Origin of the sequence: Variovorax sp. 22077 (genome assembly GCF_052044195.1) — a bacterium.
Lineage (GTDB): Bacteria > Pseudomonadota > Gammaproteobacteria > Burkholderiales > Burkholderiaceae_C > Variovorax > Variovorax atrisoli.
Genome location: NZ_JBQEQC010000041.1, coordinates 13,472 through 28,525, shown reverse-complemented (window position 1 = coordinate 28,525; position 15,054 = coordinate 13,472). Strand labels below are relative to the sequence as shown.

Genomic DNA, 15,054 nt, shown 5'->3' with positions numbered 1-15,054 from the left:
ATGCCTTATCCCAAGCACTTCTTGTGCCTATGAATTAACGGGACAGGACACTAGCTGCCGGACGGCACGCGGAGCTCCAACAGCTTCTCGGCCACCCGCTTGCAGGCGGCGATCAGGTCGCGAACGATGCGTTCGTCGACATTCATGTCGCCTTCGTATTCGCCGAGATTTCGTATCTCATGGCCCTTGGCAAGCACACGCCATACCTCCGGCCCCAGCGACAGAGTGTGGGGCAGTACCTGGAAGACGATGAAGCGGTTGCTCGATCGATACCCGTGCCACCGAAGGGCAGCGAGGCACATGGCATGCGCTGCGTTGTAGACGAGATCGAAGCGGCTTTCCAGGGAGAGTTGCGCCAGTTGCGCGTCTGCCAGACGTGCCTGGCCTGAGCGCAGCAGGCCGGCGAATTCGCGGGCGTCGGGTGCTTCGGCCGTCAGGAGCTTCGATGGGCCGCATAGGTTTTCAAGCGGGGAGGACATGCGCGTCGCCGATCACCCAGAGCTTGGGCTGTGCCATGACGCGCGTGACGAACGATTCGCCGTCCTTGTGCTTTCGCATGAGTTCTTTCCTCGTGAACATGGTCGGATTCACTGTACGGCCGAGGCGTGCCGATACCGCGTCGAGCGCGAGAAACAGATCCGAATACGCAAGTTCGTCACTGACCAGAAGCAGATCGATGTCGCTCGCAGCCGTGTCGCTCTTCCTGGCCACCGAGCCGAAGACGAACGCGGCCTCGATCCTGTCGGCCATCGGCGCCAGGGCTTCGCGCAGGGGGCCGGCGAGCCCGAACGTCTTTCGCACAATGCCGCACAGCTCCTCGAAGATCGGCGAGTCGGCATTGGCCTGGTAGTGCTTCTGGTTGCCCACGCGCGAGGTCGCAAGCAGCCCGCTGTCGCTCAGGCACTTGAGTTCGCGCTGCACTGCCCCCGACCCGGCGCCGGTAAGCTTGATCAGTTCGCTGGAGAAAAAGCTCCGGTCCGGTTGACCGAAGAGATAGCCCAGCACGCGCTGCTGGGTTGTCGTGAACAAGGCGCCAGCCAAGCCTGTGGGCTTGTCTTGTTCCGGCGGCGGAGGCAGATGTTTACCCATTTTGGGCATTTTAATGCCCAAAATGGGTTTTCCACCCGATGTTCCATGACCGGCATGACCAACGATCTTCAATCGCTCACCCAGGCCCTTCGCGACTTCGCACAGGCCCGCGACTGGGAGCAGTTCCACTCTCCCAAGAACCTCGCCTCGGCGCTTTCCGTCGAGGCGGCCGAGCTGCTCGAACACTTTCAATGGCTCACGGAGGCCCAGAGCCGCGATCTTCCAGCCGACAAGCGCGCCGAGATCGGCACCGAGATCGCCGACGTCTTCCTCTACCTGCTGCAGCTCGCCGACAAGCTCGGCATCGATATGGTCGAAGCGGCGCGAAGCAAGATGCTTCTCAACGCGAAGAAGTATCCCGTCCCGCTATAGCGTCTCGTCTGGATGTTCCTCGGGTATCGAGCAACGATGCTTTCCTGATTCATCGGCCCGCGCCGAGGAGGCGTTCCCTAGCCTCAACGTTCTTCCATCAAGGACTTCAGGGAACTCCGAATGAAACGACTCCACGCTCTGGTGACTTTGCTGCTGCTCACCGCCATCGCAGCCTTTGCCGATCCGCTTCCGATGAACCAACTGCCGATGTACGGCGGCCGCGCGAAGACAGAAGAGATGAAGAACGCCGACGTCGACCTCGTCGCATCGATCGAGACGCAGGGCCTCTCTCGAGCGGAGGGCGCGAAACAGATGCTGAGGCAGGGCTGGACCGCCTGGGGCAGGAGAGACATGGCGACGGCCATGGCGCGCTTCAACCAGGCGTGGTTGCTGGACCCGGACAACGGCAACGTCTATCACGGCTTCGCACTGGTGCTGGCGCTTCGCGACGGTCCATCGTCCGAGGTAGAGGACATGTTCCGGTTGGCTACCTCGAAGTCGACGGTCGATGCCGCGGTCTTCGTGGACTACGGCCACTTTCTCATGACGCAGAAGCGGCTCGATGCCAGCCAGGTCCAGCTGAAAAAGGCGCTCCAGATCTCGCCGGCGGCGCGCAACGCGAGTTCCAACTTGGCCTTCACGTACTACCTGAAGAACGATTTCATCAATGCCTGTGCCTGGGCGCGAAAGGCCGAGTCCAATCGCGACCGGCTGGAGCCGGGCTTTCTTGAGGAAATGTGCACTCGCGCCGCCGAGCCGGCGAAGGGGAGGCCGGCTTCCGGCAGCCGCCCGCCGGCCTGAATACCTTCCGTGTACGCCACCCGGCGTATTTCCCCTTTGTGGTGCATTCCGCAGACTCCCTCCCACGCCAGCCAAGGCTGTCGAAAAGGTTCAACCACCCCGGAGCAGGAGTCAACATGCAACGTCGTTTCACCCTCAAGGCGCTCACCGCCGCCGTCGCGCTGGCCAGCATTTCTGCTGCGCCCGCATTCGCAGCCGACACCATCAAGGTCGGCGTGCTGCACTCGCTGTCGGGCACGATGGCCATCTCGGAAACCGTGTTGAAGGACACGGTGCTGATGGCGATCGACGACATCAACAAGAAGGGCGGCGTGCTGGGCAAGCAGCTCGAGCCCGTGGTGGTCGACCCGGCCTCCAACTGGCCGCTGTTCGCCGAGAAGACCAAGCAGCTGCTTGGCCAGGACAAGGTTTCGGTCATCTTCGGCTGCTGGACTTCGGTGTCGCGCAAGTCGGTGCTGCCGGTGGTCGAGGAAATGAACGGCCTGCTGTTCTACCCCGTGCAGTACGAGGGTGAAGAGCTCTCGAAGAACGTGTTCTACACGGGCGCGGCGCCCAACCAGCAGGCCATTCCGGCCGTCGACTACCTGATGAGCAAGGAAGGCGGCGGCGCCAAGCGCTGGGTGCTGCTGGGCACCGACTACGTCTATCCCCGCACCACCAACAAGATCCTGCGCGCCTACCTCAAGAGCAAGGGCGTGAAGGAATCGGACATCGACGAGAAGTACACCCCCTTCGGCCACAGCGACTACCAGACCATCGTCGCCGACATCAAGAAGTTCTCGGCCGGCGGCAAGACCGCGGTGGTGTCGACCATCAACGGCGACTCCAACGTGCCCTTCTACAAGGAACTGGGCAACGCCGGCCTGAAGGCCAAGGACGTGCCGGTGGTTGCCTTCTCGGTGGGCGAGGAAGAACTGCGCGGCGTCGACACCAAGCCGCTGGTGGGCCACCTGGCCGCATGGAACTACTTCATGTCGATCAAGAACCCGACCAACACCGCCTTCATCAAGCAGTGGAGCGAGTACGCCAAGGCCAAGAACATCGCCGGCCACAAGGACAAGCCGCTCACCAACGACCCGATGGAAGCCACCTGGATCGGCATCCACATGTGGAAGCAGGCGGTCGAGAAGGCCAAGAGCACGGACACCGACAAGGTGATCGCCGCCATGGCCGGCCAGACCTTCACCGCTCCCTCGGGCATCGTCTCGAAGATGGACGAGAAGAACCACCACCTGCACAAGAGCGTGTTCATCGGCGAGATCAAGGCCGACGGCCAGTTCAACGTGGTGTGGAAGACGCCGGGCCCGGTCAAGGCCAAGCCGTGGAGCCCGTACATCGAAGGCAACGACAAGAAGCCGGACTACCCCGCCGGCAAGTCGATGTAATTCATCGGCAAGCCCCTTGCCTTGCTCCCTCTCCCCTCGGGGAGAGGGTAGGGGTGAGGGCAACGGCGGTCGATCCGGCCGCCGCGTTTGTTTGAAGGCCGCAAGCCCTCACCCCAACCCGCTCCCCCAGGGGAGAGGGGGCAACACGAATCTCATGATGCTTCGACGAACCCTTCAATGCGCACTGGCCGCCATGCTGCTGATGGCATCGGCCGCCCACGCGCTGACCGCCGACGAAGCCCGGGCCATCGCCTCCGGCGATTCCGAAGCCCGCATCGCCGCGCTCAACAAGGCCGTGCTCACGGCCGACGAGAAGACCGCTGCCTTCATCCAGGCCATGTCCGACGACGCGGTCAAGTACACCGAAGACAAGGTCTTCGTGATGAAGGACGACAAGGGCTACGACCCTGTGACCGGCGCCGAGCTGAAGGTGCCCGACACCGCCGAGGACGTCGTCAACAACAACCTCATGCGCGGCGCGCTCGATGCCGCGCAGGCCGCGCTCAAGCTCACGAGCAAGGACGACGCGGTGCGCGCCGAGGCCGCGCAGGCGCTCTTCAAGGAACCCGACGAGTCGCGCCTGCCCATGGTCGAGAAGGCGCTGGCCGCCGAGACCAACCCCAAGATCAAGGCGCAGCTCGAACTGGTGCGCGCCGCCAGCATGCTCGGCAGCGCCGACAAGGCCAAGCGCCTCGCCGCGGCCAAGGAGCTGGGCAACAACCGCAACCCCGACACCAAGCTGCTGCTCAACCAGCGCCTGTCCGACGAGACCGAGGCCGACGTCAAGGCCGCCATCGTCGCTTCCATCGCGAGCATCGACGGCGCGCTGGTCTGGGGCGACCGCATCAACGCCGTGTTCAGCGGCATCAGCCTGGGCTCGGTGCTGCTGCTGGCCGCGCTGGGCCTGGCCATCACCTACGGGCTGATGGGCGTGATCAACATGGCGCACGGCGAGCTGATGATGATCGGCGCCTACGCCACCTACGTGATGCAGGGCATCTTCCAGAAGTACATGCCCGAGGCGGCGTTCGGCTGGTACCTGGTGGCCGCCATTCCGGTGTCTTTCCTCGCATCGGCACTCGTGGGCGCGGTGCTGGAGCGCGGCGTGATCCGCTTCCTGTACGGCCGCCCGCTCGAGACGCTGCTCGCCACCTGGGGCATCAGCCTGATGCTGCAGCAACTGGTGCGCTCGCTGTTCGGCGCGCAGAACGTCGGCGTCGAGAACCCCGGCTGGATGAGCGGCGGCTTCACCATGCTGAGCAACGTCACGCTGCCGTGGAACCGCATCTGCATCATCATCTTCGCGGCCCTGGTGTTGCTGGCGATGGGCTGGCTCATCGGCAAGACGCGCCTGGGGCTGTTCGTTCGCGGCGTCACGCAGAACCGTCCGATCGCATCGTGCATGGGCGTGAACACCGCGCGCATCGACACCTACGCCTTCGCGCTCGGCTCGGGCATCGCCGGCCTGGCGGGCTGCGCGCTGAGCCAGATCGGCAACGTCGGCCCCGACCTGGGCCAGAGCTACATCGTCGACAGCTTCATGGTGGTCGTGATGGGCGGCGTCGGCCAGCTGGCAGGCACCGTGTACGCGGCGCTGGGGCTGGGCATTCTCAACAAGTTCATCGAGGGCTGGGCGGGCGCGGTGCTCGCGAAGATCGCGGTGCTTGTCTTCATCATCATCTTCATCCAGAAGCGGCCCCAAGGCATCTTCGCAATGAAAGGCCGGAGCGCAGAGGCATGAGCAAGGTCGTACTTCCAACCAAGGGGCCGCTGCTGAGCGGCAAGGGCTGGACGGCCTTCTTCGTCGCGCTCATCGTGGTGTGCGCCGTGGCGCCGGTGCTCAACATGTGGGTGCCGGCGGACAGCCCGCTGCACATGAGCGACTACGCGGTGGCGCTGGTCGGCAAGATCATGTGCTACGCGATCTGCGCGCTGGCCATGGACCTGATCTGGGGCTACACCGGCATCCTCTCGCTGGGCCACGGCCTGTTCTTCGCGCTGGGCGGCTACATGATGGGCATGTACCTCATGCGCCAGATCGGCCGCGACGGCAACTACAAGAGCGACCTGCCCGACTTCATGGTGTTCCTCGACTGGAAGACGCTGCCCTGGCACTGGACCTTCAGCGACAGCTTCATCGCCACGCTGGTGCTGATCGTCGCGGTGCCTGGCCTGATCGCATTCGTGTTCGGCTTCTTCGCTTTCCGCTCGCGCATCAAGGGCGTGTACTTCTCGATCATCACGCAGGCGATGACCTTCGCGGCCATGCTGCTCTTCTTTCGCAACGAGACCGGCTTCGGCGGCAACAACGGCTTCACCGACTTCAAGCGCATCCTGGGTATCCCGATCGCCACGCAGGAGATGCGCATGACGCTCTTCGCGCTCACGGGCGCCACGCTGCTGGGCTTCTTCCTGTTCGCGAAGTGGCTCATCGGCAGCAAGTTCGGCCGTGTGCTGCAGGCCATCCGCGACGCCGAGACGCGCGTGATGTTCTCGGGCTACAACCCGCTGCCCTACAAGCTCACGATCTGGGTGATCTCGGCCGTCATGTGCGGCGTGGCCGGCGCGCTGTATGTGCCGCAGGTCGGCATCATCAACCCGGGCGAGATGAGCGCTGCCAACTCCATCGAGATCGCCATCTGGGCGGCGGTGGGCGGCCGCGCCACGCTGATCGGGCCGATCATCGGCGCCTTCATCGTCAACGGCGCGAAGAGCTGGCTCACGGTGGCCTATCCGGAATACTGGCTGTACTTCCTGGGGGCGTTGTTCATTGCTGTCACGCTGTTCCTGCCGAACGGCATCGTGGGGCTGGTTCGCAAGTGGCTTTCCAGGGAGAAGAAGGAAGAAGAGAAGCCGCAGCCCGAACCGGTGCAGGAGGCACGCCGCGCCGTCGCGGCGGAGCAGGGCGTCGAGCCCGATGCGCTGGCCTCGCTGCCGGTGGATGCGAAGGGAGCGCGCGCATGACACCCGACCTCATGGAAGCAGGCGCCGAGCGCGCCGCGCGAGCGAGCGGCATCCACTACGTGAGCGGCAGCACCGAATCGGGTGGCCGCGCCGCCGACTTCGGCCGCCACGTCACGCCGGGCGAGGTCGACGTCACGCACGGCCGCATCCTCTACCTGGAAGACGTCAGCGTGAGCTTCGACGGCTTCAAGGCCATCAACAAGCTGTCGCTCGACATCGCACCGGGCGAGCTGCGCTGCATCATCGGGCCGAACGGCGCCGGCAAGACGACGATGATGGACATCATCACCGGCAAGACCCGGCCCGACGAGGGCACCGTGTTCTTCGGCAGCACCATCGACCTGCTGCGCCACCGCGAGGCCGAGATCGCTCAGCTGGGCATCGGCCGCAAGTTCCAGAAGCCGACGGTGTTCGAGCACCTGACGGTGTTCGAGAACCTCGAACTCGCGCTGAAGACCGACAAGGGCGTGCGCTCTTCGATGCTCTTCAGGCTCGATTCCGCGCAGAGCGACCGCCTGGCCGAGGTGCTCGAGACCATCCACCTCGCCGACAGCGTCTCGCGCCTGGCCGGCAACCTGAGCCACGGCCAGAAGCAGTGGCTGGAGATCGGCATGCTGCTGATGCAGGACCCGAAGCTGCTGCTGCTCGACGAGCCCGTGGCCGGCATGACCGACGAAGAGACCGCGCGCACCGCCGAACTGTTCCTCACGCTCAAGGGCAAGCACTCGCTGATGGTGGTGGAGCACGACATGAGCTTCATCCGCACCATCTCCGAGATCGTCACCGTGCTGTGCGACGGCTCCGTGCTCGCACAGGGCACGCTGGACGAAGTGCAGGCCGACGAGCGCGTGATCGAGGTCTACCTGGGCCGCTGAGGAAGAACGAAAGATGCTGACAGTCAAGAACATCCATCAGTACTACGGCGGCTCCCACATCCTGCGCGACGTGAGCTTCGAGGCGAAGCTGGGCAAGGTCACCGTGCTGCTGGGCCGCAACGGCGTGGGCAAGACCACGCTGCTGAAGTCGCTGATGGGCCTGGTGCCCATCAAGAGCGGCAGCATCGAGCTCGAAGGCAAGCCGATCCACAAGGCCACGCCCTATGAGCGGGCCAGGGCCGGCATCGGCTTCGTGCCGCAGGGCCGCGAGATCTTCGCTCGGCTCACCGTCGAGGAGAACCTGCGCATGGGGCTGGCCTACAAGAGCGGCGGCACGCCCATCCCGGCGGAGCTGTACGAGCTGTTCCCCGTGCTCAAGCAGATGATGAACAGGAGGGGCGGCGACCTTTCCGGCGGCCAGCAGCAGCAGCTGGCGATCGCCCGGGCGCTGGCGCCCAAGCCGCGCCTGCTGATCCTCGACGAGCCCACCGAAGGCATCCAGCCCAGCATCATCAAGGACATCGGCCGCGTCATCCGCATGCTGGCCGACCGGGGCGACATGGCCATCGTGCTGTGCGAGCAGTACTACGACTTCGCCCAGGAACTGGCGGACGACTACCTCGTGATGGAGCGCGGCGAGGTCATCGCGCGCGGCCTCGGCAAGGACATGGAAGCACAGGGCGTGCGGCAGCTGGTGGCCATCTGAGCCCACGGGCGAGGCCTTCGCGGCCCTGCCAGTACAAGGTCTTCGGCATCTGCGTATCGGTGCGGATTCAGGGTTTACCCTAAAATCGTGCCTTGCCCGCTGCCGCCGGGCACCCCCTCCAGGAGCCTGGCCTTGAACGCCTCCCCACCCGCGCAGGACAGCGCGGCCACCGACATTTTTTCCTTCACCCTGCCTTCGGGCGCGCCCGCCAACTTCCTGCGCGCGGTGCTCGCGCTCGGCGTCGGCGGCTTCGCCATCGGCACCGGCGAGTTCGTCATCATGGGCCTGCTGCCCGAGGTCGCACGCGACATCGGCGTGAGCATCCCGCAGGCCGGCCACGTCATCAGCGCCTATGCGATCGGCGTGGTCATCGGCGCCCCCGTTCTCGCGGTGCTCGCAGCCGGCTGGCGCCGACGCGCGCTGCTCATCGCGCTCATGGCCGTGTTCGCGGCCGGCAACTTCGCCAGCGCCGCCGCTCCCAACTACCTGCTGCTCAACCTGCTGCGCTTCGCCGCGGGGCTGCCGCACGGCACGTACTTCGGCGTGGCCGCGCTGGTGGCCGCCACGCTGGCGCCGCCGGGCCGCCGCGCGCGGGCCGTGGGGCTCGTGATGCTGGGGCTCACCGGCGCCACGCTGGTGGGCGTGCCCATCGCGGCGTGGCTGGGCCAGTTCTTCGGCTGGCGCGCGGCCTTCGTGTTCGTGGGCCTCATCGCGCTGGTGGCCATCGTGCTGCTTCGCCGCGACATCCCCGATATGGCGCCCGCCGCCGGCGCCAGTCCCTGGCGCGAACTCGGCGCGCTCAAGCGCAAGCAGGTGTGGTTCACGCTGGGCATCGCCGCCATCGGCTTCGGCGGCATGTTCTCGGTGTTCAGCTACATCAAGCCCACGCTGATCGAGGTGGCCGGCATGCCGGTGAGCGGCGTGCCCATCGTGCTCGCGCTCTTCGGCCTCGGCATGGTGGTGGGCAACCTCGTGGGCTCGCGGCTGGCAGACAAGTCGGTGATGCGCACCATCGGCGGCGTGATGGTCTACGCGGCGCTGGTGCTCGCGGTGTTCACCTTCGCGGCCCACAACGTGGTCGCGGCCGCCGTCAACGTGTTCCTCATCGGTTCGACCGTGGCCATCGGCCCGGCACTGCAGATCCGTCTCATGGACGTGGCCGGCGACGCGCAGACGCTCGCGGCCGCGCTCAACCACTCGGCCTTCAACATGGCCAATGCGCTGGGCGCATGGCTCGGCGGCGTGGCAATTTCCGCGGGGCTGGGCTGGACTTCGACCGGCTGGGTCGGCGCGCTGCTGGCGCTGGCCGGCCTGGGCATCTTCGGCTGGGCGGTGGCGAGCGCCCGTGCCGCCGCACGCAGGCCGGCAGCCGTCGCCTGCTGAACAGGGCTGCTACTTCGGCGAAGGCGCCGGCGCGGTTCGCTCGCGCAGCAGCACCGCGAAGTTCTGCAGCTCCGTCGCATTGAGATCCGACACCGCCCAGGCCTGCATGCCGCCCTGGGTCCAGTGCACGAGCTGGTAGCCCTGCCGGGCCGAAGCCACCGGCCCTTGCGCCTGCGCTTTCTTTCCATCCGGCGCCGGCCACACGAACAGGTTGATCACGTGCGGCCCCGAGCGGTAGACCAGCGCCGCCACGGTGCGCCCGTCCAGGTAGTCGAGCCGTCCGCCCGCAAGCGCAAAGCCCTCCGCCGCGAGGTCGACCACCGGCGGCGAGAAGTCGAGCTTGCCGGCGAACCAGGGCTTGACCGTGTGATGGTCGGACGAGGCCACGTCCGCCAGGTGCGAGGCCATCAGCGAGCGCACGTGGTTCGCCGTGACGCCTTCGGCGAGCGCGTCGGCAGGCGGCATCGGCGTCGCCAGCAGCATGAGCGCCAGGCCCCAGGCCGTGGCGGCACCGGTCCCGAACCATGCCAGCCCCTGCCACAGCCCGCGGCCTTGTCGCGCGGGAGCGGGCTTCGGCGCCGGCGCGGCGGCTTCCTCCGTGCGGACCGCATTCGCGATGCGTGCCGCCAGGCCCTCGGGCGGCATGTGCCGCACGGCGTGGCGCCGGATCAGCGTTCCCAGTTCCTCGTCAGACATTGACATGGCGTGTCCTTCCTCCCGCATCGCCGGGACGTTCGTCGCGCAGGCTCTCTCGCAGCATCGAGCGCGCACGCGACAGCCGCGACATGACGGTGCCCAGCGGTATGCCCGCGATGCGCGCGATGTCCTCGTAGCGCAGTTCCTCCAGCTCGCGCAGCACGATCACCTCGCGATAGACCGGCGGCAGCGCGTCGATGGCCGCGTTGACTCGCTCGCCCTGCACGCGCTGCTCCCACTGCCGCGCCGGATCACCGTCGGCGGAGGAGGAGAAGGGCGCCGACACCGCCTCGCTGTCGCGCAGCTCGTCGAACTCCAGCTGGTCGGCCAGCTGCCGGTTCTGCCGCATCCAGTCGTAGCAGGCGTTGCGCACGATGCCCAGCAGCCACGGCCGTGCGCTCTCTCCGCGCAAACCCTCGAAGAAGCGGAATGCGCGCAGGTAGGCCTCCTGCACCGCGTCGTCGGCCAGCTGGTCGTCGCGCAGCAGCCAGCGCGCAAGGTTCCATGCCGCATCGAGATGCGGCAGCGCGGCGGCTTCGAACTGGCGTGTGCGGTCGGTCGACAGGCTCAAGTGCTCCTTCTTCCTGCATGACGTGACAGTCCGGCGTTTTATTCCAGCTTTTTTTTCGGCCCCGCTGGAATAGGCGGGGCATGCCATGCGTCATGCCCTTTGCGGATTCTCGGATTCTGCTTCTTCCGTCTTCCTCTTCCGCTTTCCATGAGGGTCTTCACCATGATCGCCATGCCCGGCTTCGCACGCATCCTCGTCATCTTCGCGGCCCTGGCGGCCTCGGCCGGCTCCGCGCTTGCCGCGGGTCCCAGGGCCTATGTCGGCAACTTCAAGGACAGCACCGTCAGCGTGATCGACACCGGCACCGAGCGCGTCGTGGCCACGCTGCCGGTGGCGGCGGGGCCCGACGGCATCATCGTTGCGCCCGATGGGCGCAGCGTGTTCGTCAGCGGCTCCGGCGCCGCCGCCGTGAGCGAGATCGATGCCGCGAGCGACCGCGTGACCCGCGCCATCGACGTGGGCAAGGGCCCCCAGGGGCTGGCCATGACTGCCGACGGCAAGTGGTTGCTGGTGGCCGTCAACGGCGACGACCGCGTGGCCTTCGTCGACACCACGGCGCATGGCGTGAGCGCCACCGTGCCGGTGCCCAAGCCGCACACCATCGCCATCCGGCCCGACGGGCGGCAGGCGTACGTCGCATCGCAGGAGCCGGGGCACTTCGCGCTGGTGGTCATCGACATGGCGACGCGCGCCGTGGTCACGCAGATCCCGCTCGACAAGCCGCCGCGCGACCTCGAGTTCAGCCATGACGGCAAGTCGCTCTACCTCACGCTGGCCGGCGTTGCGGCCGTGCAGGTGCTCGATCCGGCCAACAACCAGTGGGGCGCGCCGGTTCCCACGGGCGTGTCCCCGCACATCGCGCAGCACTTCGCGGGCATGGCCAGCGGCGTGGTGGTGGTGCAGGGGCCCGGCGAAGTCATGCTGTTCGACCCCGCAGCGCACACGGCCGTGCGCAGCATTCCCGTGGGCAAGCAGCCGCACTGGCTCGACCTGTCGGCCGACGGCAGGAAGCTCTGGGTGAGCAACGAGGGCTCCAACGACGTCAGCGTGGTCGACCTCGCGGGCGGGCCGATGCGCACGGTGCAGGTGGGCAACGCGCCGCGCAAGATCGCGCTGCAGCGCACGGCGGCTGCCGCTTCGCCTGCAGCGGCTGCGGACGGCGCGCACGCCGGCGGGTCGGCGCACGTGACCATCCGCAACTTCGCCTTCGAGCCCGCGCAGATCACCGTCAAGGCCGGCCAGCGCGTGAGCTGGCAGAACGACGACGGCGCGCCGCACGGCCTGGCCTTCAAGGACGGCGCGGCCGGCATCGATCTGCTGCTGCCCGGCAAGGCCTTCGCCCGCGTCTTCGACAAGCCGGGGGTGTACGACTACGTCTGCTCGGTCCATCCGTACATGACGGCGCGGGTCACCGTGGTGGGGCCGTAGCCGGGTTCACGCCGTCGCCCATGCGTCGCCCGATTGACAGGAGCGAGCGAAGCGCACGACATTGCACTGGATGAAGGAAGAAAGACTCTCGCGCCGACGCCTGCTGTGCGGCGGGCTCGCGGCCGCTTCGCTGGGCCATCCGTTCCTGCTGCTGAAGGCGCAGCCAGCGACGACGACAGGCACGGCGGCGACATCGGGCGATCGCTATCCGTTCACGCTGGGCGTGGCCTCTGGCGTGCCGCGCGCCGACGGCTTCGTGCTCTGGACGCGGCTCGCACCCGATCCGCTGCAGGGCGGCGGCATGGGCGATGCGCCCGTCGATGTGAAATGGGAGGTGGCCGACGACGAGGGTTTCAGGCGCATCGTGGCGAAGGGCAGCGCCGTCGCGACAGCCGGGCTCGCGCACTCGGTGCACGTCGAGGTGCAGGGCCTGTCGCCGGCGCGCTGGTACTGGTACCGCTTCACCACCGGCGGCGCGCGCAGCCCCGCCGGCCGCACGCGCACCACGCCAGGCGACAACGACGAGGCCCTGCAACAGCTGCGCTTCGCCTTCGCCTCCTGCCAGCACTACGAGCAGGGCTACTACGCCGCCTACCGAGACATGGCCGCGCAGCCGCTCGACTTCGTGGTGCATCTGGGCGATTACATCTACGAAAGCTCCCGCAAATCGCACCAGGTGCGCCGGCACGAGGGCGGCATTCCGACGCAGCTCGCCGAGTTCCGCGACCGCTACGCGCTCTACAAGGCCGATGCGCAGCTGCAGGCCGCGCACGCGGCCTTCCCATGGCTCGTGACCTGGGACGACCACGAGGTGGCCAACGACTACACGAACGACGAGTCGCCGCGCACGGCCGACCCTGCGCAGTTCCTCGCGATCCGCGCAGCCGCCTATCAGGCGTGGTACGAGCACATGCCCGTGCCCGCCAGCATGCGTCCACGTGGCCCCGATGCGCTCATCTACGGCCGACACCGCTTCGGCCGCATGCTCGACCTGCTGCTGACCGACGGGCGCCAGTACCGCTCGCACCATGTCTGCCTTTCCGGCCGCAGTGCCTCGCCGCTGGCCGATTGCGCCGACCGGCTCGCGCCCGAGCGCAGCCTCTTCGGGGCGCAGCAGGAGGCCTGGCTCGCCCGCGAACTCGCCGCGCCGCCCGCGCGATGGACCGTGCTCGCCCAGCCCACGCTGCTGGCCGAGGCCGACCGCAAGCGCGGAGCGGAGCACGGCTACTGGATGGACGGCTGGGACGGCTATGCCGCGGCCCGCTCGCGCCTGCTCGACGCGCTGGCCGAACACAAGTCGCGCGGCGGCAATACGCTGGTCGCCAGCGGCGACGTGCACGCCTTCTGGGCGGCCGACCTGCGGCGCGGCGATGCGCAGCAGGGGCCGCTGGTCGCGACCGAGTTCGTCGGCGGCGCCATCACATCCGAAGGACCGAGCGCCGCCAGCGTGGCGAACATGCTCTCGAAGAATCCGCAGCTGCGCTACGGGCGGGCCGACAGGCGCGGCTATGCGATCGCCACGCTCGATGCGCGCGGCGCCACGGTCGATTTCCGCGCCGTGGAGGACGAGAAGACGGCCGATTCGCCGGTCGGCACCATGGCCCGCTTCTCGGTCGAGCGCGGTGCGCCTGGCGTGCACGCCGAAGGCAGCTAAACCTCGCCCGCCTGCAGGATTGCGCGGCCGTGCCTATGATGGCCGCCGCTCCCTTCCTTCCATCTCATCTCCTTCCCTCCCGAGCGAGAACCGAACACCATGAGCATTCCCTCCACCCGTCTCGGCCGCACCGGCCTCACCGTCTCCCGCCTCGCCCTCGGCACCATGACCTTCGGCCTGCAGACCGACGAGGCCGTATCGCACCAGATCCTCGACAAGGCGGCCGAAGGCGGCATCAACTTCCTCGACACGGCCGACGTCTACCCGCTCGGCGGCACCATCGAGACGGCAGGCCGCACCGAGGAGATCATCGGCAACTGGCTGGAGAAGCAGGGCCCCGCGGGTCGCCGCCGCTTCGTGCTGGCGACCAAGGCCGTCAACAAGGTCGGCCCCAACAGCTGGGACCAGGGCGCGTCGCGCAAGCACCTGCTGGACGCCATCGACGCCTCGCTCAAGCGGCTGAAGACCGACCACGTCGACCTCTACCAGCTGCACATGGACGACCGCGAGACGCCGCTCGAAGAGAGCCTGGAGGCGCTCGACACCATCGTGAAGTCGGGCCGCGCGCGCTACATCGGCGTGTCGAACTTCCTGGCCTACCGCCTGGCCCGCGCGCTGGGCAAGTCAGACCTGCTGAGGCTCACGCGCTACGTGTCGGTTCAGCCGCGCTACAGCCTGCTGTTCCGCGAGATCGAACGCGAGCTGCTGCCGCTCGCGGCGGAAGAGGGCCTGGGCGTGATCCCCTACAACCCGCTGGCCGGCGGCCTGCTCACCGGCAAGTACAAGCCCGGCAGCAAGCCCGAGGAGAACACCCGCTTCACCCTCGGCACCGCAGGCGGCATGTATCAAGACCGCTACTGGAACGAGCGCAGCTTCAACACCGTCACGCAACTGCACAAGCTCGCCGACGAAGCCGGCGTACCGCTGGCCACCCTGGCCTTGGCCTGGGTGATGGCGAACCCGCTCATCACCGCGCCGCTGCTCGGCGCAAGCCGCCCCGACCAGCTCGAAGCGACCATCGCGGCGGCGGAATACAAGCTCGACCCGGCGCTCAAGCAGAAGCTGGACGAGCTGACCGCCGAGTACCGCAAGGGCGACGCCCCTCGCTGAGCGGTTTGTCTCCTTCCTCC

The 15,054-nt window shown here is 67.3% G+C and carries 15 protein-coding genes; 11 read left to right on the top strand and 4 right to left on the bottom strand.

All coding sequences use genetic code 11. The features are described 5' to 3' along the window. Positions 1–50 precede the first annotated feature (50 nt). Both ACTJLF_RS33535 and ACTJLF_RS33530 read right to left on the bottom strand, forming a co-directional pair. Positions 51–479: a hypothetical protein gene (locus tag ACTJLF_RS33535; RefSeq protein ID WP_132754798.1), complete on the bottom strand. Its 429-nt coding sequence runs from the start codon at positions 477–479 to the stop codon at positions 51–53. Continuing rightward, entirely contained in the window at positions 463–1,029 is a 567-nt protein-coding gene (locus tag ACTJLF_RS33530; protein WP_440884797.1) for a nucleotidyltransferase domain-containing protein, read from the bottom strand. Before ACTJLF_RS33530 ends, ACTJLF_RS33535 begins: the two co-directional genes overlap by 17 nt. Before the next feature lie 114 nt (positions 1,030–1,143). Here ACTJLF_RS33530 and ACTJLF_RS33525 point away from each other — a divergent pair, with 114 nt between their 5' ends. The 8 genes from ACTJLF_RS33525 to ACTJLF_RS33490 all read left to right on the top strand — a co-directional run bounded on the left by ACTJLF_RS33525 (position 1,144) and on the right by ACTJLF_RS33490 (position 9,575). Further along, complete coding sequence (locus tag ACTJLF_RS33525) at positions 1,144–1,461, top strand: nucleotide pyrophosphohydrolase (protein ID WP_132755061.1); 318 nt, start codon at positions 1,144–1,146, stop codon at positions 1,459–1,461. A 120-nt stretch (positions 1,462–1,581) separates the two neighbouring features. After that, positions 1,582–2,262, top strand: a complete 681-nt coding sequence (locus ACTJLF_RS33520) for a hypothetical protein (protein ID WP_440884796.1) — start codon at positions 1,582–1,584, stop codon at positions 2,260–2,262. Positions 2,263–2,378: 116 nt separating this feature from the next. Continuing rightward, positions 2,379–3,647, top strand: a complete 1,269-nt coding sequence (urtA, locus tag ACTJLF_RS33515) for an urea ABC transporter substrate-binding protein (RefSeq protein ID WP_019657838.1) — start codon at positions 2,379–2,381, stop codon at positions 3,645–3,647. Positions 3,648–3,840: 193 nt separating this feature from the next. Continuing rightward, positions 3,841–5,388, top strand: a complete 1,548-nt coding sequence (gene urtB / locus ACTJLF_RS33510; protein WP_440884798.1) for an urea ABC transporter permease subunit UrtB — start codon at positions 3,841–3,843, stop codon at positions 5,386–5,388. Then, a complete protein-coding gene (gene urtC / locus ACTJLF_RS33505; protein ID WP_132800936.1) occupies positions 5,385–6,611 on the top strand; it encodes an urea ABC transporter permease subunit UrtC in 1,227 nt (408 codons plus the stop codon). Before urtB ends, urtC begins: the two co-directional genes overlap by 4 nt. After that, positions 6,608–7,486: an urea ABC transporter ATP-binding protein UrtD gene (urtD, locus tag ACTJLF_RS33500; RefSeq protein ID WP_019657835.1), complete on the top strand. Its 879-nt coding sequence runs from the start codon at positions 6,608–6,610 to the stop codon at positions 7,484–7,486. Before urtC ends, urtD begins: the two co-directional genes overlap by 4 nt. 13 nt (positions 7,487–7,499) lie before the next feature. Further along, on the top strand, positions 7,500–8,192 hold the full coding sequence (gene urtE, locus ACTJLF_RS33495; protein WP_019657834.1) for an urea ABC transporter ATP-binding subunit UrtE: 693 nt from the start codon (positions 7,500–7,502) through the stop codon (positions 8,190–8,192). Positions 8,193–8,324: 132 nt separating this feature from the next. After that, a complete protein-coding gene (locus ACTJLF_RS33490; protein ID WP_440884795.1) occupies positions 8,325–9,575 on the top strand; it encodes an MFS transporter in 1,251 nt (416 codons plus the stop codon). A 9-nt stretch (positions 9,576–9,584) separates the two neighbouring features. Here the strand turns inward: ACTJLF_RS33490 and ACTJLF_RS33485 are convergent, their stop codons facing one another. Together ACTJLF_RS33485 and ACTJLF_RS33480 are read right to left on the bottom strand one after the other, a co-directional pair. Next, positions 9,585–10,277: an anti-sigma factor family protein gene (locus tag ACTJLF_RS33485; RefSeq protein ID WP_440884794.1), complete on the bottom strand. Its 693-nt coding sequence runs from the start codon at positions 10,275–10,277 to the stop codon at positions 9,585–9,587. After that, positions 10,264–10,842, bottom strand: coding sequence for a sigma-70 family RNA polymerase sigma factor (locus ACTJLF_RS33480; protein WP_019657831.1), 579 nt, complete (start codon positions 10,840–10,842; stop codon positions 10,264–10,266). Before ACTJLF_RS33480 ends, ACTJLF_RS33485 begins: the two co-directional genes overlap by 14 nt. A 147-nt stretch (positions 10,843–10,989) precedes the next feature. Between ACTJLF_RS33480 and ACTJLF_RS33475 the strand changes: the two genes are divergently transcribed. From ACTJLF_RS33475 to ACTJLF_RS33465, 3 genes are all read left to right on the top strand, one after another. Then, a complete protein-coding gene (locus tag ACTJLF_RS33475) occupies positions 10,990–12,270 on the top strand; it encodes a YVTN family beta-propeller repeat protein (protein ID WP_440884793.1) in 1,281 nt (426 codons plus the stop codon). A 70-nt stretch (positions 12,271–12,340) separates the two neighbouring features. After that, positions 12,341–13,924 carry an alkaline phosphatase D family protein gene (locus tag ACTJLF_RS33470; protein ID WP_440884792.1) on the top strand — a complete coding sequence of 528 codons (1,584 nt, stop codon included), beginning with the start codon at positions 12,341–12,343 and terminating at the stop codon, positions 13,922–13,924. A gap of 99 nt (positions 13,925–14,023) precedes the next feature. After that, positions 14,024–15,034: an aldo/keto reductase gene (locus ACTJLF_RS33465; protein ID WP_440884791.1), complete on the top strand. Its 1,011-nt coding sequence runs from the start codon at positions 14,024–14,026 to the stop codon at positions 15,032–15,034. Positions 15,035–15,054: the final 20 nt, after the last annotated feature.